This is a genomic window from Meiothermus sp., assembly GCF_026004115.1.
In the GTDB taxonomy this organism is placed as follows: Bacteria; Deinococcota; Deinococci; order Deinococcales; family Thermaceae; genus Meiothermus.
The window spans coordinates 2,889,121-2,914,510 of record NZ_BPIM01000001.1 but is presented as its reverse complement, the minus strand read 5'-3'; the positions used below and the strand labels follow the sequence as shown (position 1 = coordinate 2,914,510).

Annotated in this window: 19 protein-coding genes; 13 read left to right on the top strand and 6 right to left on the bottom strand. The window is 61.3% G+C overall.

Annotation, left to right across the window (positions count from 1 at the left end; translation table 11 throughout):
* Window positions 1–90: 90 nt before the first annotated feature.
* Window positions 91–1,128 (top strand): 3-deoxy-7-phosphoheptulonate synthase, encoded by a 1,038-nt coding sequence (gene aroF / locus Q0X23_RS14100; protein ID WP_297860868.1) that lies wholly within the window; start codon window positions 91–93, stop codon window positions 1,126–1,128.
* A 67-nt stretch (window positions 1,129–1,195) separates the two neighbouring features.
* Window positions 1,196–2,275, top strand: a complete 1,080-nt coding sequence (locus Q0X23_RS14095; protein ID WP_297861235.1) for a prephenate dehydrogenase/arogenate dehydrogenase family protein — start codon at window positions 1,196–1,198, stop codon at window positions 2,273–2,275.
* Window positions 2,276–2,291: 16 nt separating this feature from the next.
* Here the strand turns inward: Q0X23_RS14095 and Q0X23_RS14090 are convergent, their stop codons facing one another.
* The 3 genes from Q0X23_RS14090 to secA form a co-directional block, all read right to left on the bottom strand.
* Window positions 2,292–3,101 carry a metallophosphoesterase gene (locus tag Q0X23_RS14090; RefSeq protein WP_297860867.1) on the bottom strand — a complete coding sequence of 270 codons (810 nt, stop codon included), beginning with the start codon at window positions 3,099–3,101 and terminating at the stop codon, window positions 2,292–2,294.
* A gap of 21 nt (window positions 3,102–3,122) precedes the next feature.
* Window positions 3,123–3,998 carry a metallophosphoesterase gene (locus tag Q0X23_RS14085; protein WP_297860866.1) on the bottom strand — a complete coding sequence of 292 codons (876 nt, stop codon included), beginning with the start codon at window positions 3,996–3,998 and terminating at the stop codon, window positions 3,123–3,125.
* Between the two features lie 71 nt (window positions 3,999–4,069).
* Window positions 4,070–7,099: a preprotein translocase subunit SecA gene (secA, locus tag Q0X23_RS14080; protein ID WP_297860865.1), complete on the bottom strand. Its 3,030-nt coding sequence runs from the start codon at window positions 7,097–7,099 to the stop codon at window positions 4,070–4,072.
* 550 nt (window positions 7,100–7,649) lie between these two features.
* Here secA and Q0X23_RS14075 point away from each other — a divergent pair.
* On the top strand, window positions 7,650–8,336 hold the full coding sequence (locus tag Q0X23_RS14075) for a hypothetical protein (protein WP_297860864.1): 687 nt from the start codon (window positions 7,650–7,652) through the stop codon (window positions 8,334–8,336).
* Between the two features lie 10 nt (window positions 8,337–8,346).
* Here the strand turns inward: Q0X23_RS14075 and tsaD are convergent, their stop codons facing one another.
* A complete protein-coding gene (gene tsaD / locus Q0X23_RS14070) occupies window positions 8,347–9,327 on the bottom strand; it encodes a tRNA (adenosine(37)-N6)-threonylcarbamoyltransferase complex transferase subunit TsaD (protein WP_297860863.1) in 981 nt (326 codons plus the stop codon).
* A 100-nt stretch (window positions 9,328–9,427) separates the two neighbouring features.
* Between tsaD and Q0X23_RS14065 the strand changes: the two genes are divergently transcribed.
* Window positions 9,428–10,336, top strand: a complete 909-nt coding sequence (locus Q0X23_RS14065) for a MoxR family ATPase (protein WP_297860862.1) — start codon at window positions 9,428–9,430, stop codon at window positions 10,334–10,336.
* A 14-nt stretch (window positions 10,337–10,350) separates the two neighbouring features.
* On the opposite strand, the gene Q0X23_RS14060 is transcribed toward Q0X23_RS14065, so the two are convergent.
* The gene (locus tag Q0X23_RS14060) at window positions 10,351–11,274 is read right to left on the bottom strand and encodes an acetamidase/formamidase family protein (RefSeq protein ID WP_297860861.1); all 924 of its coding nucleotides are present in this window, start codon (window positions 11,272–11,274) and stop codon (window positions 10,351–10,353) included.
* Window positions 11,275–11,455: 181 nt separating this feature from the next.
* Between Q0X23_RS14060 and Q0X23_RS14055 the strand changes: the two genes are divergently transcribed.
* The gene (locus tag Q0X23_RS14055) at window positions 11,456–13,714 is read left to right on the top strand and encodes a xanthine dehydrogenase family protein molybdopterin-binding subunit (protein ID WP_297860860.1); all 2,259 of its coding nucleotides are present in this window, start codon (window positions 11,456–11,458) and stop codon (window positions 13,712–13,714) included.
* 5 nt (window positions 13,715–13,719) lie between these two features.
* On the opposite strand, the gene Q0X23_RS14050 is transcribed toward Q0X23_RS14055, so the two are convergent.
* Window positions 13,720–16,713 carry a tetratricopeptide repeat protein gene (locus Q0X23_RS14050; RefSeq protein ID WP_297860859.1) on the bottom strand — a complete coding sequence of 998 codons (2,994 nt, stop codon included), beginning with the start codon at window positions 16,711–16,713 and terminating at the stop codon, window positions 13,720–13,722.
* Between the two features lie 94 nt (window positions 16,714–16,807).
* Between Q0X23_RS14050 and Q0X23_RS14045 the strand changes: the two genes are divergently transcribed.
* The 8 genes from Q0X23_RS14045 (at window position 16,808) to Q0X23_RS14010 (ending at window position 25,323) form a co-directional block, all read left to right on the top strand.
* Window positions 16,808–16,996, top strand: coding sequence for a hypothetical protein (locus tag Q0X23_RS14045; RefSeq protein ID WP_297860858.1), 189 nt, complete (start codon window positions 16,808–16,810; stop codon window positions 16,994–16,996).
* Window positions 16,997–17,053: 57 nt separating this feature from the next.
* A complete protein-coding gene (locus Q0X23_RS14040) occupies window positions 17,054–17,575 on the top strand; it encodes an outer membrane beta-barrel protein (protein WP_297860857.1) in 522 nt (173 codons plus the stop codon).
* 36 nt (window positions 17,576–17,611) lie between these two features.
* Entirely contained in the window at window positions 17,612–18,031 is a 420-nt protein-coding gene (locus tag Q0X23_RS14035) for a hypothetical protein (RefSeq protein ID WP_297860856.1), read from the top strand.
* A gap of 72 nt (window positions 18,032–18,103) precedes the next feature.
* Window positions 18,104–20,500: a S8 family serine peptidase gene (locus Q0X23_RS14030; RefSeq protein ID WP_297860855.1), complete on the top strand. Its 2,397-nt coding sequence runs from the start codon at window positions 18,104–18,106 to the stop codon at window positions 20,498–20,500.
* Window positions 20,501–20,861: 361 nt separating this feature from the next.
* Window positions 20,862–23,201: a bifunctional salicylyl-CoA 5-hydroxylase/oxidoreductase gene (locus Q0X23_RS14025; RefSeq protein ID WP_297860854.1), complete on the top strand. Its 2,340-nt coding sequence runs from the start codon at window positions 20,862–20,864 to the stop codon at window positions 23,199–23,201.
* Entirely contained in the window at window positions 23,198–23,971 is a 774-nt protein-coding gene (locus Q0X23_RS14020) for an SDR family NAD(P)-dependent oxidoreductase (protein ID WP_297860853.1), read from the top strand. Before Q0X23_RS14025 ends, Q0X23_RS14020 begins: the two co-directional genes overlap by 4 nt.
* On the top strand, window positions 23,972–24,460 hold the full coding sequence (locus tag Q0X23_RS14015; RefSeq protein WP_297860852.1) for a MarR family winged helix-turn-helix transcriptional regulator: 489 nt from the start codon (window positions 23,972–23,974) through the stop codon (window positions 24,458–24,460).
* On the top strand, window positions 24,457–25,323 hold the full coding sequence (locus Q0X23_RS14010; protein WP_297860851.1) for an enoyl-CoA hydratase family protein: 867 nt from the start codon (window positions 24,457–24,459) through the stop codon (window positions 25,321–25,323). The genes Q0X23_RS14015 and Q0X23_RS14010 overlap by 4 nt, the downstream gene beginning before the upstream one ends.
* The last annotated feature ends 67 nt before the right edge of the window (window positions 25,324–25,390 follow it).

Genomic DNA, 25,390 nt, shown 5'->3' with positions numbered 1-25,390 from the left:
CCCCGTGGGGTCTGTGTAGGCGTTTAGCGCACCATGCTTCCGGGGAGTTCCAAATCCCCGGAAGTTTTTTGTGTGCAAGGAGGAAAAGCAATGCTAATTATTCTGAAACATGGTTCGGGGCCTCAGGAGATCGAGTCGGTGGTGGCAGAAGTGCGACGGGTCGGCTACCGGCCCCACGTCTCTGAGGGCGAGCACACCACCCTGATTGGGGCCATCGGCAAGGGGCCTACCCCGGAGCTCTTGGATCATTTTCGCGCACTTTCTGCCGTGCAGGACGTGATTCCCATCTCCAAGCCCTACAAGCTGGCTTCGCTCGAGGTCTCGCCCAGGCCCACAGTTTTGCGCTGGAACAGCGGCGCTACAGGCGGGGGCGAGGTGCTCATAGCCGCCGGGCCCTGCGGGGTGGAAAGCCTGGAGCAAACCCTTACCGCTGCCCGCTATGTCAAGAAGCACGGCGCCCAGATGCTCCGGGGCGGCGCTTTCAAGCCCCGCACCTCGCCCTACAGCTTTCAGGGCATGGGCCAAGAAGGGCTGGAAATCCTGGCTGAAGCCCGTCGCCAGACTGGTCTGCCCATCGTGACCGAGGTGGTTTCGCCGGAGCAGGTAGAGCTGGTGGCCACCTATGCCGATGTGCTGCAAATTGGCGCCCGCAACGCGCAGAACTTCGCCCTGCTGCAAGCGGCGGGCAGGTCGGGGCGGGCCGTCATGCTCAAGCGAGGCATGAGCATGACCCTGGAGGAGTTCTTGATGTCGGCAGAGTACGTGCTGGCCCAGGGCAACATGCAGCTCATCTTGGTCGAGCGCGGTATCCGCACCTTCGAGAAGTCCACCCGCTTCACCCTGGACGTCTCGGCGGTGCCGGTGCTTAAGAGCTGGACGCACCTTCCGGTCTGGATAGACCCCTCCCACGCAGCCGGCAAGCGCGACTGGGTGACTTCGCTGGCGCTGGCGGGCCTGGCCGCCGGGGCCGATGGGCTGATTGTGGAAACCCACCCCGAGCCCGAAAAAGCCCAGTCCGACGCGGCCCAGCAACTCACCGAAAGCCAGTTCGCCGATATGATGCGCAAGGTCAGGGCCCTCCTGCCTGCCCTGGGGCGCCGGTTGACACAGGAACTCGAGCCCGCCTGAACCGCCGCCAATAGCGATTTACCCATTGCCCCCAGTCCTCTGACCCTGAACTTGCGACATTTTTATGATGAAGCCTCTGTTTGGCAAAGTCGGTATTTTTGGCATCGGCTTGTTGGGCGGCAGCCTGGCTTTGGGAATGCGCGAGCGTTTCCTGGCCGAAGAGATTCATGCCTACGACCCCGACCCCCGGGCGCTCGAGGACGCCCTGGCTCTTCAGGTGGTGGACAAGGTTCACGCCTCGCTGGGTGAGTGGGTGAGCGAACTTGACCTGGGGGTGCTGGCTGCCCCGGTGGGGGTACTGGTAAACGAGGGCCAGAAGCTGGCTCGCTTTTCCGGCCCACACACCCTCTGGACCGATGTGGGCAGCGTCAAGGGGCCGGTTGTGGAGGCCCTTACGGGCGTGCTGCCCAACTTTGTAGGTTCGCACCCGATGGCGGGCAGCGAGAAAGCCGGCGTGGAGGCGGCCCATGCGGGGTTGTTGCAGAATGCCGTCTGGGTCATAACCCCTCATGGCAACACCGACCCCACTGCACTGTGCAAACTGCGCGAGTTGGTGCAGAACCTGGGCGCTTACCCCCTGGAAATCGCCCCTGCGTTGCACGACCGCCTGGTGGCCCGCATCTCGCACCTGCCCTATCTGCTGGCGGTGGGGCTCAACCGGCTGGTTGCGCAGGACCCGCATCAAGACCTGCTCATGTTCCTGGCCGCAGGCGGCTTTCGCGACCTGACCCGGGTGGCCTCAGGTTCTCCCCGCATGAGCCGGGACATGGTGGTGGCCAACAAAGAGGCCCTGCGCGAGGCCATCGAAGACCTGCGGGCGGTCATGCTGGAGCTGGAAAACCAGCTCGAGGCCCCCGAAGCCTTGCTAGAGACCGCCCTGGAGGCCAAACGCACCCGCGATTCGCTGCCCATCGTCAAACGCAGCCTGCTGCCGGTGATGAATGAGCTGGTGGTTCAGGTACCCGATAAACCAGGGCAGATTGCTACGGTCTCCACGGCGCTGGGCAACGCCGGGGTCAACATTAAAAATTTCGAGGTTCTGGCCATCCGCGACGAAGGGGGGGCCATCCGCATGGGCTTTGCCACCCCTGAAGAGCGCGAAGAGGCCCGCCAAATTCTGGAGGGCATCGGCTACAAAGTGCGTTGAGAAGGGCCACTCGATTTTAGGGCACAAAATCGTGAATGGCCAGTTCCGCCGGGCAGGCCACCCGGATGGGCGCAGTGGACAAACCCAGGCCCCTGGAAATATACGCCGGAACGGGCTCGTTTACCCAACCCCCGGCGAACTGCTGGCCATAGCTCGAGGAAGTGAAGGCAGGGCCATACCAGGGCAGCACCACCTGCCCGCCGTGGGTATGACCGCACAGGGTAAGGTCCACGGATCTGGGCACCTGGTACAGATAGTCCGGGTTGTGGCAGATCAGCAGAGTAGCCGAAGAATCGGGCTTTTTTGCCAGCGCCTGAGCTACACTGGGTTCGCCGTGCCACCAATCTTCCACCCCGGCCAGATACAGGTCTTCCCTGAGTTGAACCCCCTGGTTATGAAGTAGACGAATACCCTGTTGATTGAGGTGCTGCTCGAGCTCGAGGGGCGGCACCATGGGCACTCGAGGGGGGTTTGCTTTCGATCTATTGGACAGTTCACCTTCGGGGGGGTTCTTGGGTTGGTATCCATTAAAACGGTAATCGTGGTTGCCCCAGACCGCCCAGGTGCCCAGGGGGGCTTCTAGCCCGCCGAGTTCCTCGAGGGTCGGCAACACCTGATGCCGGCGGCCCGAATCGGTGAGGTCGCCGGTGATTACAATCAGGTCGGGGCGCTCGGCCAGGGTGGCCTCTACCCAGCGCTTCACAGAGCCCCGGCGGATAAAAAACCCGATATGCAGATCGGAAAGATGGGCGACCCGCATGGGCGCCTGCAGGCCCCGCAAGGCGCGCCGGTAATGCTGGACGGTGAAGGCGTAGCTGAAAATCACCCCGTTATCCTACCGAAAGTTTTAGCCCTCGGGAATGAAGTCAAACACCACGAGTTCGGCTGGGGCGTTTATACGCAGAGGGAGCACGGTCATGCCCAGCCCCCGCGAGACAAACCCTGGAACCGGAGGGGAGGCCGGGCCAAGACCCGGGCTGTACCAACCCCCCAAGTAGGCCTGTTGGTAGTGCGAGGGGGTCCAGGGGGCCCCAATACCCGGCAGGTAAACCTGTCCTCCATGGGTATGTCCGCTCAGCGCCAGATGAACCGGCAAATCCTGGTAAAAATCCCAAAAATCGGGGTTATGCACCAGGGCCAGGCTAGCCTTGCCCTTGCGATAGCCATCCAGGGAAGCTTTGGGGTTGGCTTCCTCGGCCCAGTAGTCGTCTACCCCACTCAGGTACAGGTCGTCGCGCACCCACAAACCCTGGTTGGTGAGCACGCCTACCCCATGTTTGGGCAACTGTGCGCCCAGGTATCGCTTGACCTGGGGCAGCCCGTTATCGTGGTTGCCCCAGATGGCAAACACCCCCAGCGGGGCCCGCAGCCCGCCCAGGGCCGACAGCAAACCCTGCAGGTCGGGACTGGCTGCGCGGTAGAAGCCCTTGAGCCATTCCAGGCGCAACCCGGACTCGACCAGGTCACCGGTAATGACCACCAGGTCGGGCTTTTCGGCGTTGGCCGCCCGTACCCAGGCCTGCACCGAGGCCGCGTGTACCCAGAAACCATAGTGCAGGTCGCTCAGCTGAACCACCCGCAAAGGTCGGTCAAGTCCGGGCAAGACCCGGCGATGGCGGTTAATCTGAAACTGGAAGCTGCTGCCAACCGCCAGCGCGCTCGCGCCTGAAAAAGCCACCCCCCCCAGGCCAAGCAGGGTCAGGAAGCGCCGTCGGCTCAACATGCTTCTTTAGTGTACGTCCAGACCCAAACCAAACCTACCGCGCGCGAACATCGTGAGCAGATAGCGCAGGGCTATCCCTTGCTTTTCTTGCGTTCCTCGCGCTCGAGCCGCCGCCGCTCGGCGCGGCTCAGACCGGAGTAGGCCGAGGCTGCTTTTTGCTGACGACGCACCGTAAAGGGGTCACGGTTGCCCTGAGCGGAAGCTACACCAGCCTCAGAACCGCTGTACTCGACCCCCTGGGCTACGGGAGCCGGCACAGGTTGCTGGTTTACCTCGACCTGGAGGCGGAACAAGAACTTGGTTACTTCGCTCTTGATGCCCCCAATCATCTCGTTGAAAAAGCGGGTGCCCTCGAGCTTGTACTCCTGGAAGGGGTCGCGCTGGCCGTAGCCACGCAGGAAAATGCCCTGTTTGAGCACGTCCATGCTGTGCAGGTGTTCTTTCCAGGCGTTGTCCACTACCTGCAGGGTCACGAAGCGCTCCACCGCCCGCATTAAGCCCGGGCCCTGCCGGTTGAGTTCGGCCTCGCGGGCTTCATAGGCACTGCGGGCGGCCTCCACCAACTTTTCGATGCCCTCTTCAGCCTTGAGCTTGCGCAGGCCCTCGAAGTCGAAGTCCTTTAGAGCAGGAATGTAGTCCACCAGGCTCGAGCGCAGCCCTTCAATGTCCCAGTCGTCGGGGTGCTGCTGGGGGTTGAGGTAGTTGGCGGCCACCCCGTCCACGGTATCCTCGATCATGGCCAGGGCCCCCTCGCGCACCACCTCGTCGCTGCCGAGCAGCACATTGCGGCGCTGGGCGTAGACCACCTCGCGCTGGCGGGCCATCACCTCGTCGAGGCGCAGGAGTTGTTTACGGGTATCAAAGTGGCGATCCTCAACGCGCTTCTGGGCCCGTTCAATCGAGCGCGTGACCATCTGATTTTCGATGGGCTCCGAGTCGTCGAAGCCCATACGGTCGAGCATGCCCACAATGCGCTCAGAGGCAAACAAGCGCATCAGGTCGTCGTCGAAAGAGACGTAGAAGCGGCTGCTACCGGGGTCACCCTGTCGGCCCGAACGCCCCCGCAACTGGTTGTCGATTCGGCGCGACTCGTGGCGCTCAGTACCGATAATGTGCAGGCCCCCCAGTTCCTTGACCCGCACCTCGTCGGCAGCGCAGGTATCGCGCAGGCGGCGGATTTCGTCAATCACCGACTGGCGTATGCCGATTTCGGCAGCCAGTTTAATGGCTTCCTCCTCGTCCCCCTGTACCAGTTTTTTGATGAAGAGTTCGATGCGCCACTCGGAGCGGGGCTCGAGGCCCTCCTTACGCAGCAAATCGGCCGCCAGGTACTCGGCATTCCCCCCCAGCTTGATGTCGGTGCCGCGCCCGGCCATGTTGGTCGAGATGGTGATGGTCTTGCTCCGACCGGCCTGCGCCACAATCTCCGATTCTTTTTCGTGGTACTTGGCGTTCAGGACCTGGTGCGGGATGCCTTTGCGGATCAGCTCCAGGGTGTGCACGGCTTTTTTGAGGTACTCCCAGGCCACCCGGATGTTGCCCTTGGGGGGGATGGTGGACTCGTGCTGCTCGAGCTCGCTGTCGCGCAGGGCACCGGGGCGCTCGAGGGCTTTTTTGAGCCTATCCCACTCGGGGCCGCTTTGTTTCTCGATGGCCTTAGCGAGTAGCTGAGCGCGGGCCTCCAGACGGGGCAAAAAGTGGCGGGGCTCTTTGAGCATGGCCGAAAGCCGCTCCGACTTCTCTACCGAGATGGTGCCGACCAGCACTGGCTGGCCTTTCTCGTACTTTTCGGCAATCTCTTCCACTACCGCAAAGAATTTGCCCTTTTCCGAGCGGTAGACCACGTCGGGTGCGTCCTGCCGAATCACCGGACGGTTGGTGGGAATACTCACCACGTCCATGGCATAAATTTCCTGAAACTCCTTTTCCTCAGTTTTGGCCGTGCCGGTCATGCCCGCGGTTTTCTCGTAAAGGCGGAAGAAGTTCTGGTAGGTGACGGTAGCCAAGGTCTGGTTCTCGCGCTCGATTTTGACCCCTTCTTTGGCCTCGATGGCCTGGTGCAGCCCCTCGCCAAAGCGACGGCCCGGCTGAAGGCGTCCGGTAAACTCGTCTACGATGATGACCTGACCGTCCTGCACAATGTATTCCCGGTCGATAAAGTAGAGCTCCTTAGCCCGGATGGCCTGGGTGAGCATGTGGGCAAGCTCCATGTGCTCGGTATTGAACAGCCCCTCGACCCCCAGCAACTTCTCCGCTTTGGCTATGCCTTGCAGGGTGAGGTGCACGGCCTTCTGTTTTTCCTCAATGGTGTAGTCGCCGGTGGGTTCGCCCTTGGTTCCGACAGGCGGTTTTTCGCCGCGCTCGAGTTTCCGGGCGATTTCGGCCATGCGGTAATACATATCGGTGGCTTTTTCCGTCGGCCCGCTGATGATGAGGGGGGTGCGGGCCTCGTCCACCAGAATGGAGTCCACTTCGTCGATGATGGCGTAGTGCAGGGGCGTGTCGTGACGCAGCACCAGTTGCTCCGGGGCCACCGCCATGTTGTCGCGCAGGTAGTCGAAACCCAGCTCGCTGTTGGTTACGTAGGTTACGTCGCACAGGTAGGCCTGGCGTCGCTCCTCGGGGCTCGAGTGGTTCTGTACCACCCCGACCGTCAGGCCCAGGCCCTTGTAAATGGGCCCCATCCACTCGGCATCGCGCCGGGCCAGGTAGTCATTCACCGTCACCAGGTGAACCCCTTTACCTGCAATGGCGTTCAGGGCCACCGCCAGAGTAGCCACCAGGGTCTTGCCTTCACCGGTCTTCATCTCGGCGATCTTGCCTTCGTGCAAGACCGCGCCCCCGATGAGCTGTACATCGTAGTGGCGCAAACCCAAAAACCGTTTGGAGGCTTCGCGGGTCAGGGCAAAGGCCCGGGGGAGGAGTTCATCGAGGCTGCTGCCGTTTTGGTAGGCTTCCCGCAGTTTGGCGTATTCAGCAGCGAGGTTCTCGATGCGTGAAATTTCGCCCTCGAGGGCATTAACCGGGGCCACCACTTCTTTCCAGTAGCGGGCCACCTTGCGTTCGTTGTTATCCAGAAGCTTATTAATCCAGGCCAACATATCCAAACGCGATTGTACCCTGTCTGAATGAGAATGAATGGGGTATTTGGGTACTTTAGAGCGCTCTTCACAAGAATCCAGCTATGCAGCGTGAGAAATCTTCTGTCATAGACAGAACAAGTACATTATTCGAAATGCCACTTGGAGTTCAACTGATTTGATTGTAGGCACCACAGAAAAGCCAGAAACCGTTCTTCCCTGGAATACCCACAGAAAGCTCCCAACCAGATTCCAATACCAGATTCGGTTAGTTCGGTGCCGGATGGCGGCGAACTAACAGGGCCGAAGTTATCCGCGTAGCGGAGGGCGATACCGCCCCTTGGAAGTTATCCGCGTAGCGGAGGGCGATACCGCCCCTTGGAAGTTATCCGCGTAGCGGAGGGCGATACCGCCCCTTGGAAGTTATCCGCGTAGCGGAGGGCGATACCGCCCCTTGGAAGGGAGTGCTCTAGGATTCGAAAAGATAGCCTCTGGGGGTCTTTGGTTTGGATGATTATCTTTTTGAATCCGGTATAACATTTCGCTGACCAGATTTTTATACACTCTGGATATGTTCCGGGTATTGTTCATGCTATTTCTGCTGGGCAGTCCAGGCCTGGCTCAGCTTTGTGACCAACCTTTTTCACCGACCAGGCCGAGCTGGGAATGGCAGTACCGGGTTACCGGAGAACGCGGTAGCACCTATTCGATCCGCAAGACCAACATCACCGATGGCGGCTTTACCCAGGTTCGCCAGACTGCGGGTGGTAGGGAGGAAATGAAATACCGTTGTACCCTTGAAGGCATCTTCCCAGTAGATTTCGGCGGCAGTGGGAGCAACCGGGTCGAGGCGGGAGGGCAGCCGGTTAGCTACGACCTCGAGGTGGTCAAGGTAACCGGAGTCGCCATACCCGACTACGACACCTGGGCAGTGGGCAATAGCTGGAGGCTGGTAATTGAAGTACGTGGAACCGGTCAACAAGGGCCTTTGCGCTTTAACATTAGCGGAACCCTCGAGACCACCTACCGGGTTTTGGCCCTGGAAAACGTCAGCACCCCTGCGGGTCGTTTTACGGCCTACAAACTCCAGACCACCTTTGCCACCCGAATGCGGGCCAACGCTGGCCCCATCAGCATTCCCTTCAACTTCGAAAGCCAGGGCACCAGCTGGTATGCCGAAAATGTGGGGCTGGTCAAAAGCATTCAAAAGTCCCGTGAGGGTGAAAACGTTACCGAGCTAATCGCTTTGCGGAAGTAAGGCGTAAGGCTCAAGGCGCGCGGCTCAGCGGCAGATAGGCCGCCGCTGGAAGGTTGAGCTGGTTTTGCGGGTTCTGCGCCTGGGTACGCCAGGCTGCCAGGGCAATCATGGCTCCGTTGTCGGTGGCCAGACCCCTTGGTGGAAACAGAATTCGCAGTCCAGCTGCCTGCAAGTGGGCTTTAAGCGCTGCATTTTGCGCTACCCCTCCGGTCACCAGCAGCGTTCTGAGGCCGCTGTGCAGGGCCGCACGGGTCACCACCTGAGCGATATGCTCCACCGCCACTTGCTGGAACCGGGCGGCAATGTCGGCCGGTGCATAGCCCTTTTCAAGGGCCCTGGCCACAGCGGTCTTCAGGCCCGAGAAACTGAAGGCAAAGCCTTCCTGGCCCTGTAGTGGAACCCCCAGGGGCACCCTGCTGGCGTCGCCTTGTTGGGCCAGTCTTTCTATTTCGGGCCCCCCGGGGTAGCCCAGGCCCAACAGCCGGGCCGACTTGTCGAAGGCTTCACCGGCGGCATCGTCCAGGGTAGCCCCCAGCAGCCTGTAGGTTCCCCAGGCGGGCACTTCGAACAGGTGGGTATGTCCACCGGAGGCAATCAGGGCCAGGAATGGGGGTTCGACCTCGGGGTGTTCGGCCAGCGCTGCATAAATGTGGCCCTCGAGGTGATGCACCGCAACAAATGGCTTTCCCAGGGCAAAAGCCAGCCCTTTACCATAGGTATAACCCACCAGCAAGGCCCCAATCAGGCCCGGCCCCCGGGTAGCCGCGACCAAATCGAGTTGGGGAACTTCAATCCCACCCTCCAGAAGTGCTTGCTGCACCAAACCATCAATCACCTGGGTGTGTTCGCGGGAGGCCAGCTCGGGCACCACCCCCCCATAGCGCTGGTGCAGCAGGGTTTGCGAGGCCACCAGGTTGACCACTACGCTTCCGTCTCGCACCAGACCCACGCCGGTATCGTCGCAGGAGGTGTCTATGCCCAGAATCCACACAGTCAGATTCTCCTTAACTGAACCTCTGGGGTCAAGCCAAAAACCCAAATTGCGGATTGGAGCCTGCCCGCAGGCCGGATACGGCGGGTAGTATAGGCATGTGAGTGAGGCTCGAGTCCAACTTTCGGCCCTGCAAACCGCACTTTCGCGGGTTTTGTTTGGGCAGGAGCGGGTTATACGGGAACTACTGGCTACCACGGTGGCGGGCGGCCATGCCCTATTGGAGGGGCTGCCGGGGCTGGGCAAAACCCTGTTGGCTAAAGCCTTTGCCGAGGCCAGCGGGCTTTCCTACCGCCGCATCCAGTTCACCCCCGACCTGCTGCCCGCCGACGTGACCGGAACCGAAATTCTGGAAGATGGGCAGTTTGTGTTTCGCCAGGGGCCTATTTTTGCCCAGGTGGTGCTGGCCGACGAGATCAACCGGGCCACCCCCAAAACCCAGTCGGCGCTCCTGGAAGCCATGCAGGAGCGCGGCGTAACCGTCAGCGGCATCCGCTATGGCCTGCCCGAGCCTTTTATCGTGCTGGCCACGCAGAACCCCCTGGAACTCGAGGGCACCTACCCCCTTCCGGAGGCGCAGTTAGACCGTTTTATGTCGAAAATTACCGTGCAGGCACCCCCCCGGGCCACCTGGATAAAAATTCTTTCCGAAGAGCCGGCCGACCCGGAGCCGGTGCCCGGGCTGGATTTGCTCCTGGCCCGCGCCGAATCGCGGCAGGTGGTGGTGAGCCAGCCTGCGCTCGAGGCCATTGCCAACACCGCCCAGCTTGCCAGCGAAGAAAAGCATCTTCGCATGGGGCTTTCTCCCCGGGGGGCCAAAGCCTGGCTGAACCTGGCCAGAGCCCTGGCCTACCTCTCGGGCCGCGCCCACTTAGACTGGGACGACCTGCGCAGCGCAGCCATGCCCGCCCTCTCGCACCGGCTGCTCCTGACCGAAGAGGCCCAGTTCGAGGGCGTTCAGGTAGCCCAGGTTATCCAGGATTTACTGCGCCGCACCATGCCCAAATAGGATTATTGGCTTCCTTAAAGGCGCTCCAGCACCTTTTTGGGCATCTTGCAAACCATGGTATAGGCCGGATCGAAGATGTTGCCCAGGTCGTAGCGCACACACTGGCCCAGCAGTTGCGAAGCACTTTGAATATCTAGCTTGTATTGCACAGTAAGCCAGCGCAGCATCTCACTGGTGGCGTGCTGTACACACTGATCGAGGGGCCGGGCGTTGCCTACGGTGAAAATGTATTCTGCGTTCTCTCCCCTGGGCCATCGGATGGCCTGGCCTTTGATGAGGTCTACTGAAAACTGCACATCCATGGAGATTTCGATGCCGGTGCCGGCTATTTCGCCATCGCCTTGCAAGGCATGTCCATCCCCCAGGAAAAACAACGCGCCCTCGACCAGCACCGGAAAATAGACCGTGACGCCTTCCTTAAAACCCCGGTAGTCCATGTTACCGCCGTGTGGCCCCGAGGTGGCGGTGGAGATGGCCTCACCGCGTCCCGGAGCCACCCCAAAGCAGCCCAGCATGGGTTCCAGGGGCAGCTCGAGACCCTCTAGCGGCCCAGCAGGCGAACAGAGGTGAGCCGTATTGGCTTGCAAATCAATCTCCCAGTCCAGCCAGCGCTGCGAGCCTCTGGCCTGGGCCAGTACGGGCACATCGTCCGGGTCGACCACATTGGAAGCCAGCACCACCCCCGACCAGCCGCTGGTACGGTTGGGCCTGAGTTTTTCCAGCCTGACCGCCAGCGTATCGCCTACCTGTGCCCCTTCGACAAAAAAAGGCCCGGTCATGGGATTGCCTCTGGGGGTAACCTGATGCAAATACCGATCCAGACCACCAGCATCTACACAGGTGGTAATTACCGTATCGCCAGGGGCGATTTTGAGCGCCGGTGGGTGGGAGCCGAGGGTGTGATGGTAGTGGGTGGGCTCGAAGGTATGCGTGGGCATGGTTCCCCTAGCATACGCATCCTTCCTGAGCTTACAAGCAACCCTGGACAGGTTTTGCATAGGCTGGTCTCGGGGGCCCAGGTCTAAAGCCGGTAGGCCCGCTCTGGGCTCTAAACCGCCCCGCCGCATCCCGAGTAAGGCAGATTCCCATTGCTCCCCATGTAGTGGGTAACATAGCAGCATGTCGAACCGCTATATTGGCCAACCCATGAAGCGCCTCGAGGACGGCAAGCTAATCCAAGGTCAGGGACAATACCTCGCCGACTTAACCACCCAAAATCTGCTCCATGTGGTGCTGGTGCGAAGCCCCTACGCCCATGCCCGCTTGGGCCAGATAGACCCCTCCGAGGCCCTGCAAATACCGGGTGTAGTTGCCATTTACACTTCAAAAGACCTTCCACACATATTTGCCCCGGCCTCAGGAGCACGTGACAGCAAGGTAGCCCCACACCCAGTTTTGGCAAGGGATACGGTTCGCTATGTGGGCGAGCCCGTAGCGGCTATTGTAGCCACCTCGCTGGCTGCAGCCGAGGACGCTGCTCTACAAATCTATGTTGACTACGACCCCCTACCGGCCCATCCGGTTCCATTGCAGGCCCTGTACGCCGACCCCCTGCATCCCGAGTTACAAACCAACATTGCTCTACAGCGCACCACCCGCTCAGGAGATTCCGCCGAGGCTTTCCAGAAGGCCCACAAGGTGGTGCGGGCTCAGCTGTTGCAGCAGCGGGTGGCACCGGCCCCGATGGAACCCAGGGGCATTCTGGCCAGTTGGGACGGCATTCGCGAGGTTCTTACGGTTTGGTCGAGCACCCAGATGCCCCACGACCTGCGCAGTGCGGTGGCGGAAAAGCTGGGGCTGGCCGAGAACCAGGTGCGGGTAATTACCCCCGATGTGGGCGGGGCCTTTGGGGCCAAGATTAACGTGTATCCCGAGGAAATTCTGGTGGCATACCTGGCCAAAAACCTGGGCAAAAGTGTGCGCTGGGTGGAAGGGCGCGGCGAAAGCTTCAGTGCCACCATCCACGGGCGGGCCCAGGTGGCCGAGCTCGAGATGGCCTTTGACGCCGACGGAAAAATTCTGGGCTTGCGCGGGCGCGTAGTGGCCGATTTGGGCGCCTATGCCCTCGAGACCACCCTGGGCAACGTCCCCGGCACCATCCTGATGCTACAAGGCCCCTATGAAATCCCGACGGTGGAACTGGAAATGCTGGGCGTTTACACCAACGCCACCCCTACTGGGGCCTACCGGGGGGCGGGGCGCCCGGAGGCCACCTATTACCTGGAACGCCTGATGGATATGGGCGCACGGGAGCTGGGCCTCGACCCGGCGGAGATCCGCCGCAGAAACTTCATCCAGGGCCCCTTCCCCTACAAAACCCGCACCGGCGCGAAATACGACTCGGGGGCCTATGCCGAGGTCTTGCAGAAGCTGCTCGAGGTAAGCCGCTACCAGGTGCTGCGCGCCGAGCAAGCCCAGGCCCGCAGCCAGGGGCGGCTGGTCGGTATCGGATTGTGCAGCTATGTGGAGATCACCGGCTACGGCTGGGATACCGGCGGGGTACGCATCAACCCCGACGGCAGCGCTGTGATTTTTACCGGCACCTCCCCCCACGGCCAGGGCACCCAGAACGCCTTTGTGCAGATTGTGGCCGAGCGGCTGGGCCTCTCACCTGACCGCATCAGCGTAGTGCAGGGCGATACCCTGGCTATTCCCTATGGCATGGGTACGGCGGGCAGCCGCACGCTCTCGGTCGGGGGTTCGGCGGTGCTCAAAGCCGCCGACGAGGTGCGGGCCAAGGTGCAAAGAATCGCCGCGCATCTGCTGGAGGCCGCCCCAGAGGATATAGACCTGCTCGAGCAGGGCTGGGGGGTGCGCGGCACCGACCAATCGGTGAGCCTGGAGCAGGTGATCGCAACAGCCTTCAACCCCCGCAAGCTGCCACCGGGCCTGGAGCCAGGGCTCGAGGGACACGCTAGCTTTGCCCTGAAGGACGCCAACTACCCCTTTGGGGCCCACCTGGCCATGGTCGAGGTAGACCCCGAGACCGGCCAGATAAGCATTCTCCGCTACATTGCCGTAGACGACTGCGGGTTGGTGGTCAACCCCCTGCTCTTCGAGGGCCAGCAGCACGGGGGCATTGCCCAGGGCATCGGGCAGGCCCTATACGAGGGCATGCGCTACGACGCTGAAGGACAAAACCTGACCGCGAGCCTCCTGGAGTACGCCCTGCCCAGGGCCGACCAGATTCCCTGGATGGAACCCCACCGCCATCAAACCCCCTCTCCCACCAACCCCCTGGGTGTAAAAGGTGTGGGCGAAGCCGGGGCCATCGCGGCCACCCCGGCGGTGGTGAACGCAGTGCTGGATGCGCTGGGCCTTGCCCACCTGGATATGCCCCTCACGCCGGAGAAGGTCTGGAAGCAAATATCACTCTAGCAAGCTCAATTGCTCACTTCTGAAAACCCTGCAAGAATTTCTTCATAGGCTTGCTCGAGTGAGACGCTGCGGCCTTTTTGGTAAGCCTCCATAAAGGTATGCCGGTCCATGCTTTGAACCAGTTCCTCCACCAGTTGCTCACGCAGTCCTAGCAGCTCCGGCGACACGGCCAGGCCCATGGATGCCTCGAGCTCATCCAGTACCCCAAGGGCCCAGGCTGCTTGCTCTGGGCTGCCCCGCTTATAGGCAATCCTGGCCAGGGTTTCAAAGCACTCATTTAGGCCATGTCGTACTCCGGCACGACGGTAATGAGTTAGGCTTTGCAGAAGCATTTCCCAGGCCCTGGTATATTCTTGCTGCTCACACCAAAGATTAGCCAGATTGTGGGTAGAGATACCCAGACCCCAGAAATCTCCTAATTCCTGATTGAGCTCGAGGCTTTGCTGGTAGAGCTGGCGGGCTTCTTGCCAGTAGCCCTGTTCTTGGGCCAGGTTACCTAGATAGTTATGGAGTGCGGCTACTGATCGCTTTTCACCCAACTCGCTGAAAATGGCCAAGCTAAGCTGAAAGTGGGCTTTAGCAGCTTCATTTTGAGACTGCCCACGAAGCACCACCCCCAAGTTCATTAAACCCAAGGCCTCGAGGTTTCTGTCGCCAATTTCTTGAGCGATGGCCAGACTCAGGCGTGCATAGTATTCAACCCTGGGGTAGTCTGCCTGGTCTCGAGCGCTCACAGCCAAATTGTTCAGCGTGATGGCCTCCCCCCGCCGATCACCGAGGGCCCTTCGGGTGGCCAGGGCCTGCTCCAGGTAGTCGAATGACAGGGCATACCGACCACAGGTTCGCGCCATGATACCTGCAGCGTTGTAGGCCTCGGCCAGAATAGCCGGGGGCACCAGAGGGGCTTTGGGCAAGGTCTGCTCGAACCAGATCAGTATCTCCTGGGCGTGGCCCTTTACCTGCCAGAAACGCCACAAACGCGCTGCGAGCTGTAAGCCCAGCTCGATCTCTGCACGCTGGCTCCACCATAAAACAGCCTGGAGGTTTTCGTACTCTGCGGAAAGGTAGCTATACCACTGGGCCTGGTCTGCACCCGTGAGCTTGGGGGCAATCCGGGTTGCCTCGGCCAGATACCATTCCAGTAGTAGTTTTCGGGTTGCCTGGGTCAGCCCCTGGGTCTCGAGCTGGGCCAGAGCGAACTGACGTACCGGCTCGAGCATGCGAAAGCGCAATTGAGAACCCTCCTCCAGCGCCAGCACCATCGAGGTACGCACCAACCGGGCGTGACGCTCAGCCAGTTCTCCCACCTCAAAATTTTGATCAGCGCACAGCATTTCGGCGGCCTCGAGCGACCAACTCCCCACGCACACTGCAAGCCGCACAAATAAATTTTTTTCGGGCTCCTGGAGCAAGTCGTAACTCCATTGCAAAGCCGCTTCCAGGGTCTGGTGGTGGCGCTCTCCACCCCGCTGGCCCCGCGTAAGCAGACGCAGACTGTTGTCCAGGCGGGCAACAATCTGTTCCAGGGATAGCACCCCCACCCAGGTTGCCGCCAATTCCAGAGCCAGCGGTAAGCCTTCCAGACGACGGCAGATTTGTGCTATGTGAATCGCATTCTGTGCGTTTAGTCGGTAGTTAGGTCGGTACTGTCGAATACGCTCGACTAAAAACTGCACCGCTTCAAAGCGATTGAGATTCTCGAGGTTGAGATCATCTTTGGGATCAGGAACTTCCAGGGGAGCCACTACCCAGGCGATCTCCCCCACGATCCCCAGTGCTTCGCGGCTGGTGGCTAGCAAATGCAACTCTGGCAACGACTTTAGCAGCTGAATGGCAGTCTCGGCACAGCCGTCAATCAAATGTTCGCAGTTATCCAGTATCAGCAAGGTTTTATGACCCCGCAGCCTCTCAAGAATACCCTTTAAGGGGGTTTGGGAGGTGGCGTGCACGCCCAGTGTCTGGGCGATGGCTGGCAGTATCATCTGGTCCTCGCTCATGGCTACGAGTTCCACCCACCAGACCCCGCCCGTATACCGGCCCTGGACTCTGGTGGCCAGTTCCTGGGCTAGGCGGGTTTTCCCCGAGCCGGCTGCTCCTGTTAGCGTCAAGCAGCGGGTGGTGGATAGCAACTGAAGGGTTTCTTCCAGTGCCGCTTCGCGGCCAATTAAGGGGGATAACGGTACCGGCACCCATCCTTGAGCTCGCGCAGGCCCGGCAGGTAATGACAGCTCGGGCGGGCTCGGCAATTGCTGCAAAACCTGTTCATACACGGCCCGGGTACGCTCATCGGGCTCTTCACCCAATTCGCGCACTAAGGCTTCGCGCAGGGCCTGAAACTGCCTGATGGCCTCCATCTGTTGCCCCGTGCGTGCGTAGATCTGTATCAAGGCCAGATGAGCGGCCTCGGTGGTGGGTTCTTTGGCAATGGCCTGCTCCAGGAAGCGGCAGGCCTGGGCCAGATCGCCCCGCTGTTCCAGTAGTTGGGCCAGCTCGAGCAGGGCCGCCAGATACAGCGAGCGAGCCTCGTCACGCTGCGGCTCCGTCCAATCCTCGTAAATGTCTTGCGGCAGCAGATCACCCCGGTAAAGCCCCACCGCCGCCTCGTAGAGGGCCACATCGCCCTGTCTGCGGGCCTGGGCCTGTAACCTCAGAAACTCCTGATAATCCACCTCTACAGGGCCCGCATACAGCACCAGAACCTCGTGCTCGAGGGTCAGGAAGCGCGACCTGACTCCCTTGGAAAGCCCGGGCTCGAGCATGCGGCGGGCATGGTAGAGATTCTGATGCAGGTTGTTCATGCCCGACTTCTCATCAAGGTCGGGCCAAAGTGCGTCCAGCACCTGGTCTTGGTGAAGACGTAACCCAGGCTGGAGGGCCAGCAACTTGATGACATCATTGGCTTTCTTCCTACGCTGGGCCTGGATGGGCACAATCTGGTCGTCCAGGCTCAAACGAAAGGAGCCCAGCAGCCCAATGCGCAACTGCGGCTGAGAAGACATCTAAGTTCATCTTAGCAAGGTAGTAAGTGCAAGTAAGTGACCGATAAGTGTCCCTGGAGATGATGTGCAACATGAGCCTGATGAGGAGCGCGCTATGGACAAAACCAAACGCCTGCCCAAGCAGCGAACCACTTTCTTGGTTCGCTGTTGGCTGCTCCCAGATGGCAGTGGGCGCTATCAGGTGCGTCATGTGCAAAGTGGTCAGGAGGCCCAGACCGATAGCCTCGAGGCTGCCCTGCGCTGGATGGAGCGGTTTCGCCTGGCACCGTCCAAGCCCGAGTAAAACCCTCCAGACAACCACCTCAACGTCACTTCAGGCCCGGGCCCGAGGAATATTGGTATGAAAAAAATCTTGTTGCCCCTAGTCTTGATCGTCTTCGGTCTCCTTGCTCAAAGCCTTGCCCAGCGCCCCTACCTGGGCGGAACTTTCGCTTTTGCGCTCAACGACAGCACCGCTACCTTCGGGGTTCAGTTCGGGGCCAACTTCACCCCAGCCTTTGGAGCCAGGGGCAGCCTGGCTTTCAGCTCAGGGGGAGGATTAACCGGATTCGGCTTTGGGGTGGATGGTCTATATCTGATCACTACGCCCAACTCTCCCATCAACCCCTATATCGGGGCGGGGGTCGGGCTGGGTTTCCTCAGCGGCTTTGTACAGGGGGCCTCGGTCTCGGGGCTGGTGTTTGGGGCCGATGGAATCCTTGGGGTCGAATACCTGCTCAACCGCCAGTTCGCGCTGTTCGCCGAGGCCCGTCCCGGTTTCGTGATCGGCACCGTCAGTGGGACATCAGGTGGATCAGCAGTTTCGCTCCCGATCAGCGGCACCACGGTAGAACTGCGGGTCGGGGCAAACATTTATTTCTAAGCCAAGAATGCAGTTTCAAACGATCAAGGAGGAGATATGAAGGCTTTCATCAGAACCGTCGGTCTTGTTCTCAGTCTAGCAGTCCTGAGCGCTTGTGGCGGTAGCAGCACCCCCCCACCCCCACCGCCCCCCAACAACCCCACCATCACCATTTTCGCTCTCGAGACCACCGGCAACTTCGGCGGCCAGATAAGGCCCTGCCTACAGTTCCTGGCCGCACCCAGTGAGAATCTTCAGCTTCTGAGCGTCAATATCACCCACGCCATCGGGCCTTCTTTTGGCAACTTCGACGTCAATCTAGGCGGAGTCCTCACCATCCCCAGTGAGCGGTTGGCCTTGCAGCCTCCCAATACCTGCTACCTCAAGATCAGCGGCCAGTACCGCTTCACCTTTACCGTAACCCGACCCAACGCCCCCACCCAGTTCACGGTTCCCGCCACCTACAACCAGCAGTAAAGAATCCTTCGGGCCAGCTCAGCGGGCACTGCCTCCATGCCCAATCGAGCTGGCCATCATTCAGGAGATGTTATGCCTCGGTGGATATTTTGGTTTCTTGTACTGCTGGCCGCTTGCGGCGACAGCAGCCCCAACTTTAGCCTTTCGGTGCCTGGCACCAGCGTAACTCTGGGCAGCTTCACCACCGTCACGGTTTCAGCCAGTTTTTCGCCAGGAGCCTCCAACACCGTAACCCTGAGCCTCGAGGGGGTGCCCCAAGGCATATCGGGCAGCTTCAATCCCCCCACCCTTAGCAGCGGCAACCCCACCAGCCAGCTCACCATCCTGGCCAGCAGCGGGGTAGCCACCGGCACCTACGATGCGGTAGTGCGCGGCACTAGCGGCGGAGCCAGCAATACCGCCAGCTTCCGGCTCAGCGTGCTGAGCGGGGGTGGAGGCGGTGGAAGTGGCGGCAATATCTCGGGCACGGTCAGCATCGGAACCGGCACGGCCCCGACCGCCAATCAGGATTTTGTGCCCGGCGATATTATCGTCAAGTTCAAGGCCGGCGTTGGTCTGCAAAGTGTGCAAACGTTATCCGCAGGAGGGGCGCTGGTGCAGCGGGTGCGGAGCTTGTCCATAGAACGGGTTTCGCTCTACCGGGCCTCGCTGGATCCCCAGGGTACACTAGACGCCATTGCCGACCTGGCCGCCAGGGCCGATGTGGAATACGCCCACCCCAACTATCGTTTCTACCCTGCCCGTACCCCCAACGACCCGCTCTACGCCCAGCAATGGCACTACCCAGCCATCAACCTGCCACAGGCCTGGGATACCGAGCGTGGCCAGACCAACCCCGTCACGGTAGCGGTGATAGATACCGGTCAGCTCCTACAACATCCCGATTTCGACCCAAGTCGTATTCTGCCCGGCTTCGACATGATCTCCGACCCGAACAATGCCCGCGATGGCAATGGACGCGACAACAATCCGGAGGATTCCGGCGACCTGATAGAGCCTACCCAGAGCAGCTACCACGGCACCCACGTAGCCGGTACCATCCTGGCTCGCAGCGACAACAACTTGGGCGTTGCTGGGGTGAGTTGGGGAGCCCGGCTGCTGCCGGTGCGGGTGCTGGGCGTGCAGGGAGGGAGCTTGGTGGACATCACCGACGGAATGTTGTGGGCAGCCGCGCTGCCGGTGGATGGCGCGCCCAACAACCCCAACAAAGCTGCCATCATCAATATGAGCTTAGGCGGGGCCCTGCCCTGTAGCCAGACCCCGCTATACCAGGATGTCATCAACCGCATCAATGCAGCGGGGGTGATTATCGTGGCAGCAGCAGGAAACAACGCTCAAAACGTAGCCAACTTTGTTCCAGCCAGCTGTAGCGGAGTTATAACCGTAGGCGGAACCGGACCTTCAGGCGGCCGCGCACCCTACTCCAACTTTGGTACGCGAATCGATGTGATGGCACCGGGTGGGAATGTCTCGATTAACCTAAACGGTATCCAGAGCGGCGGCGGGGTGCTGAGCCCGCTCAAGTCCGACCCCAACAACCAGTTCAACTACGTTTTTTATCACGGTACCTCAATGGCCGCCCCCCATGTGGCCGGCCTGATCGCCCTAATGAAAAGCGTACGACCCAGCTTGACCCGGGCCGAGGCCCTCGACATCCTGCGGCGCACCGCCCGTCCGCTTAATCAGACCCAGTGCCAGGGCGAGACCGACACCAGACGCCCCACCCCTCCGCCTGGCATCACTGCCACCGACTGTGGAGCGGGCTTGGTGGATGCCCAAGCCGCCATTCAGGCCCTTGGGGGGGCACCTGTGGGCTCCTTTATCCTGAGCACTACCCCCAGCAGCCTTAGCCTCGCACCCGTTGGTACGGCCCAGGTGGTAGTAGGTATCGAGCGGGTGGGAGGGTTTACCGGGGCGATCAATTTGAGTCTGCAGGGCGCCCCCGCCGGGGTAAGCGGTAGCTTCACCCCCAACCCCTCAGCCGGCACAACCGCCACCCTGGCCCTCAGCGTGGACGCTACGGTGCCGCCAGGCCAGTACCCCATGGTGGTGCAGGGCAGCGCTGGCAGCCAGACTGTGAATGCGGCGCTGGTGCTCACGGTAGGTACTGCCAACCTACCCACCTTGAAGGATGTGTTCATGGCTGCGCTCTTCTGGACCGGCAGCGAATTCGATGTAAACCGCTCCAAAGGGGTCACCCTCAGCGCCGATACCCGCACCGGCAGCTACACCATCCCGGGCCTGGAGGCCGGTTCTTATGCGGTGGCGGGCTGGAAGGACATTAACCAAAACCAGACTGTGGATAGCGGCGATTACTTTGGGGTTTACCTGGTCAACCGCCAGGTAGCCCTAATCCGGCCACCAGCCAGCAACATCAACCTGAGCCTCGAGCTGGTTTCTGGCACAACCACCGAGCCGGAGCGTGAACCTGCACTACAAGCCCTCAAAAAACTCATCCAACGCCGCTAGCTCATAAGCTCACCCAAATTTGTGTTCGAGCATCTACAACCATCCCGCTTTCTGGCGGGGTGGTTGTGTTTTCGCCACTCAGCACGGTTCCCACCATTACTCTGCATGACGTGCGGCGTAATTGACCCAGTACAACAAAAACCGTTGCACTGGGTATTCGTGTGAACCGTTGTCAGGTAATCAGTAACCCCACCATCGGAAAGGCGACAAAGGCTGTAATTGTTGTTTGGAATTCAATCGCTTATCTCATATCTAAATATTTTAAGTCTAAACAAAATTAACAGAACCTGCCCTGGGAGTTTGGGATGAAGAGAGGCTTCGGGAAATTACAACTAAGTTTTAGAGCAGACGAGGCCACTATATGAGAATTACCTGTATCGGGGGTGGGCCAGCCGGGCTCTACTTTGCCTTGCTGATGAAGAAGCAGAACCCCACCCACGAGGTAACGGTGCTCGAGCGCAACCGCCCAGACGACACCTTCGGCTGGGGGGTGGTCTTTTCCGACCAGACCCTGGGCAACCTCGAGAAGGCCGACTTCCCTACCTATGCCCAGATCAGCCGGGCGTTTCACCACTGGGACGACATCGAGGTGCACTTCAAAGGGCAGACTATCCGCTCCAGCGGCCACGGCTTCATTGGGATTGGTCGCAAAAAACTGCTCAACATCTTGCAAGACCGTTGTCGCGAGTTGGGCGTGAACCTGGTCTTCCAGGCCGAGGTCACCGACGATGAAGCCATAGCCCTGCAGTACCAGGCCGACCTGGTAATTGCCTCGGACGGTATCAACAGCCGGGTGCGCAAAAAGTATGAAAGCACCTTCGAGCCCGACATCGAGGTTCGCAAGTGCCGCTTTGTCTGGCTGGGCACGCATCAGCGCTTCGACGCCTTCACCTTCGCTTTCGAGAAAACCGAGTGGGGCTGGTTCCAGGCCCACGCCTACCAGTTCGACGCCCATACCTCGACTTTCATTGTGGAAACACCGGAGGCGGTGTGGCAGAAAGCCGGCCTCGAGCAGATGAGCCAGGAGGAGGGCATTGCCTTCTGCGAGAAGCTTTTTGCCCGGTACCTGGGCGGCCACAGGCTAATGTCCAATGCGGCTCACCTGCGCGGCTCGGCCATCTGGATCAAGTTCCCCCGAGTGGTCTGCAAAACCTGGGTACACTGGAATACCCTGAACGGACGCGAGATACCGGTGGTGCTGATGGGCGATGCCGCCCACACCGCCCACTTCTCGATTGGCAGCGGCACCAAGCTGGCCCTGGAGGACGCCATCGAGCTCGCCCGGGTTTTTGCCCGGGTGGGCGATAGCCCGGTTCATCTGCAACAGGTTTTACACGAGTATCAAGCCACCCGGAGCGTGGAGGTGCTGAAGATTCAAAACGCCGCCCGCAACTCCACCGAGTGGTTCGAGAACGTGGAACGCTATACAGGGCTCGAGGCCCCTCAGTTCGCTTACAGCCTGCTGACCCGCTCCCAGCGCATCTCGCACGAGAACCTCCGGCTTCGGGACAAAACCTATCTGGAAGGCTACGAGAGCTGGCTGGCCGCGCGTACGGGACTACCGCCAAAGCCCGTCCCGCCCATGTTCACCCCCTTCCGGCTGCGCAAGCTGAGCCTTAAGAACCGCGTGGTGGTCTCGCCCATGGCCATGTACTCGGCCCAGGATGGGCTGGTGAACGATTTTCATCTGGTACACCTGGGGGCGCGGGCGCTGGGGGGTGCAGCCCTGGTATTCAGCGAGATGACCGCTCCGTCGCCGGACGGACGCATTACCCCCGGCTGTGCGGGGCTCTACAGCGAGGCCCACATGCGGGCCTACAAACGCATCGTGGATTTTGTGCATCAGCACACCGACGCCAAGATCGCGCTCCAGCTGGGGCACGCTGGGCCCAAGGGCTCGACGCAGGTGGGCTGGGAAGATGAAAGCGAGCCGCTACCGGAGGGCAACTGGCCGCTTCTGGCCCCCTCCCCCATCCCTTACGGGCCGCACAACCAAACCCCCCGCGCGATGACCCCAGAGGATATGGAGCGGGTCAAGGCCGACTTCGTGCGGGCGGCCCGGTGGGGGGTGGAGGCAGGGTTCGACTGGCTCGAGCTGCACTGCGCCCACGGCTACCTGCTTTCGGCCTTCATCTGCCCGCTCACCAACCGCCGCACCGACGAGTATGGGGGTTCGCTGGAGAACCGCTGCCGTTATCCCCTGGAGGTCTTTAAAGCGCTGCGGGCAGTCTGGCCCCAGCACCTGCCCATGTCGGTGCGTATCTCCGCGCACGACTGGGCCCCCGGCGGCAACACCCCCGACGATGCCGTGGAAATCGCTCGGATGTTCAAGGAAGCGGGCTGCGACCTGATAGATGTGTCCTCCGGCCAGACCACCCGCTTGGCCCGACCGGTGTACGGGCGGATGTACCAGACCCCCTTCGCAGACCGCATCCGCAACGAAGTCAAGATTGCCACTATGGCGGTAGGGGCCATCTTCGAGGCCGATCACGTGAACTCTATCATCGCCGCCGGGCGGGCCGACCTGTGTGCTATCGCCAGGCCCCACCTCTCCGACCCCCACTGGACGCTCAACCAGGCCGCCAAGCTCGGCTACCGCGAGGTGGGCTGGCCCAAGCAGTATCTTGCCGGCAAGGCGCAGCTCGAGCGCAACCTGGCCCGAGCCCAAGCCGAGCAGGCCGAGGAGTTGGCAGCCCGATGAACCCGCAGGCTATAGCCGGAAAACACGCCGTGGTGACGGGCGGTGGGCGTGGCATTGGAGCAGCCATTGCTGCCGAGCTGGCCCAGGCGGGCGCACGGCTCACGCTGATGGGGCGCAGCCGCTCCAGCCTGGAAGCTAGGGCACAACAAATGAACGCCGAAGTGCATATCGAAACCTGTGATGTCACGAGCCCAGACGAGGTGCAACGGGCCTTCAGGGCGGCTCAAGAGGCGTTGGGCCCCATCAACATCCTGGTCAACAACGCCGGGCAGGCCGAAAGCCGGCCTTTCAGCAAAATCGACCTGGGTTTGTGGCAGCGGATGCTTTCGGTCAACCTGACCGGCACCTTTTTATGCACACAGGCTGCGCTACCGGGGATGCTCGAGGCCGGCTGGGGCCGCATTGTGAACATCGCTAGCACGGCCGGGCTCAAGGGCTACCCGTATGTGAGTGCCTACTGTGCGGCCAAGCACGGGGTGGTGGGCCTGACCCGCTCGCTGGCGCTCGAGCTCGCCCGCCAGAACATCACCGTGAACGCGGTCTGTCCCGGCTTCAGCGAAACCGAGCTGCTGGAGGCCAGCATCGCGAGCATCGTGCAAAAGACCGGACGAACCCCCGCCGAGGCCCGGGCCGAGCTGGCCAGGCACAACCCCCAGGGGCGGCTGGTAGAGCCCACCGAGGTGGCCCAGGCCGTACTCTGGCTTTGTCTGCCGGGCTCGGCGGCCCTGACCGGGCAGGCCATTGCGGTGGCAGGTGGGGAGGTGATGTAGATGGTATGTCCCAAGCCCGACCTCGAGACCCGCCTGGCCGAAGACCACCACCAGGCCATCAAGCTGTGGCTGCGCCTGCTGACCTGTACCAACCTGATTACCGCCGAAATTCGCACCCGGCTGCGCGAAAACTTCGAGACCACCCTGCCCCGCTTCGACCTGCTGGCCCAGCTCGAGCGCCACCCCGAGGGCCTCAGGATGGGCGAGCTCTCCCGGCGCATGATGGTCACCACCGGCAATGTTACGGGCATTACCGACCAGCTCGAGGCCGAGGGTCTGGTGCGCCGCGAGGTAGACCCACAGGATCGCCGCTCCATCACGGTCAAACTCACCCCCGAAGGACAACAGATATTTGCCCAGATGGCCCGCGTCCACGAGGGCTGGGTTATTGAGCTGTTCTCCGGCCTTTCGGCAGCCGAGAAAGATAGCCTGCACGCCCTGCTGGGCAAGCTAAAAAAATACCTCAACCACAAGGAGGCCCGTGCATGAGTCTGCCCCACATCGGCCAGCCGGGAGGCCAGCCCCCCCTGCCCGGAAACTCGGTAGAACTCGCCGACTACCCGGCGCAGCACTTTGGGTGGTCGGTGGAAAGCATGGTTGCCACCATCACCCTGAACCGGCCCGAGCGCAAGAATCCTCTGACCTTCGAGTCCTATGCTGAGCTGCGCGACCTCTTCCGGGCGCTGGCGCATGCCAGGGACGTGCGGGCGGTGGTGATCACCGGGGCCGGGGGCAACTTCTGCTCTGGCGGCGACGTACACGAGATCATCGGCCCCCTGACCCGCATGGACATGCCCGGCCTGCTGGCCTTTACCCGCATGACCGGCGACCTGGTCAAGGCCATGCGGGCCTGCCCCCAGCCCATCGTGAGCGCGGTGGACGGGGTGTGTGCAGGGGCCGGGGCCATCCTGGCCATGGCCTCCGATATCCGCTACGGCACCGCCCGCAGCAAGACGGCGTTTTTGTTTGTGCGGGTGGGGCTGGCCGGCTGCGACATGGGGGCCTGCGCCATGCTGCCCCGCATCGTGGGGCTGGGCCGGGCCGCCGAGCTTCTATACACAGGCCGCACCCTGGGCGGCGAGGAGGCCGAGCGCTGGGGCTTCTTCAACCGCCTATGCGAGCCGGAAAAGCTCCTGGATGAAGCCCGGCAGTTCGCCCGCTCGCTGGCCCAGGGGCCCACCTTTGCCCATGCCATGACCAAGAAAATGCTCCATCAGGAGTGGAGTATGGGCCTGGATGAGGCCCTCGAGGCCGAAGCCCAGGCCCAGGCCCTTTGCATGACCACCCGCGACTTTCAGCGGGCTTATCAGGCTTTTGTGGCCAAGGAAAAGCCGGTGTTCGAGGGGGATTAGGCGATGCGGGTCAAGCATCTGGGGTCGCATACTTTGGGCAACGGCGAGAGCAGTCTCGTCGCGGCGT

What these genes read in the sequence shown, in the direction of transcription:
- aroF (WP_297860868.1), top strand. Translation starts at nt 91, where the DNA reads ATGCTAATTATTCTGAAACATGGTTCGGGGCCTCAGGAGATCGAGTCG.
- Q0X23_RS14095 (WP_297861235.1), top strand. Translation starts at nt 1,196, where the DNA reads ATGAAGCCTCTGTTTGGCAAAGTCGGTATTTTTGGCATCGGCTTGTTG.
- Q0X23_RS14085 (WP_297860866.1), bottom strand. Translation starts at nt 3,998, where the DNA reads ATGTTGAGCCGACGGCGCTTCCTGACCCTGCTTGGCCTGGGGGGGGTG.
- secA (WP_297860865.1), bottom strand. Translation starts at nt 7,099, where the DNA reads ATGTTGGCCTGGATTAATAAGCTTCTGGATAACAACGAACGCAAGGTG.
- Q0X23_RS14075 (WP_297860864.1), top strand. Translation starts at nt 7,650, where the DNA reads ATGTTCCGGGTATTGTTCATGCTATTTCTGCTGGGCAGTCCAGGCCTG.
- Q0X23_RS14060 (WP_297860861.1), bottom strand. Translation starts at nt 11,274, where the DNA reads ATGCCCACGCATACCTTCGAGCCCACCCACTACCATCACACCCTCGGC.
- Q0X23_RS14055 (WP_297860860.1), top strand. Translation starts at nt 11,456, where the DNA reads ATGTCGAACCGCTATATTGGCCAACCCATGAAGCGCCTCGAGGACGGC.
- Q0X23_RS14050 (WP_297860859.1), bottom strand. Translation starts at nt 16,713, where the DNA reads ATGTCTTCTCAGCCGCAGTTGCGCATTGGGCTGCTGGGCTCCTTTCGT.
- Q0X23_RS14045 (WP_297860858.1), top strand. Translation starts at nt 16,808, where the DNA reads ATGGACAAAACCAAACGCCTGCCCAAGCAGCGAACCACTTTCTTGGTT.
- Q0X23_RS14040 (WP_297860857.1), top strand. Translation starts at nt 17,054, where the DNA reads ATGAAAAAAATCTTGTTGCCCCTAGTCTTGATCGTCTTCGGTCTCCTT.
- Q0X23_RS14035 (WP_297860856.1), top strand. Translation starts at nt 17,612, where the DNA reads ATGAAGGCTTTCATCAGAACCGTCGGTCTTGTTCTCAGTCTAGCAGTC.
- Q0X23_RS14030 (WP_297860855.1), top strand. Translation starts at nt 18,104, where the DNA reads ATGCCTCGGTGGATATTTTGGTTTCTTGTACTGCTGGCCGCTTGCGGC.
- Q0X23_RS14025 (WP_297860854.1), top strand. Translation starts at nt 20,862, where the DNA reads ATGAGAATTACCTGTATCGGGGGTGGGCCAGCCGGGCTCTACTTTGCC.
- Q0X23_RS14020 (WP_297860853.1), top strand. Translation starts at nt 23,198, where the DNA reads ATGAACCCGCAGGCTATAGCCGGAAAACACGCCGTGGTGACGGGCGGT.
- Q0X23_RS14015 (WP_297860852.1), top strand. Translation starts at nt 23,972, where the DNA reads ATGGTATGTCCCAAGCCCGACCTCGAGACCCGCCTGGCCGAAGACCAC.
- Q0X23_RS14010 (WP_297860851.1), top strand. Translation starts at nt 24,457, where the DNA reads ATGAGTCTGCCCCACATCGGCCAGCCGGGAGGCCAGCCCCCCCTGCCC.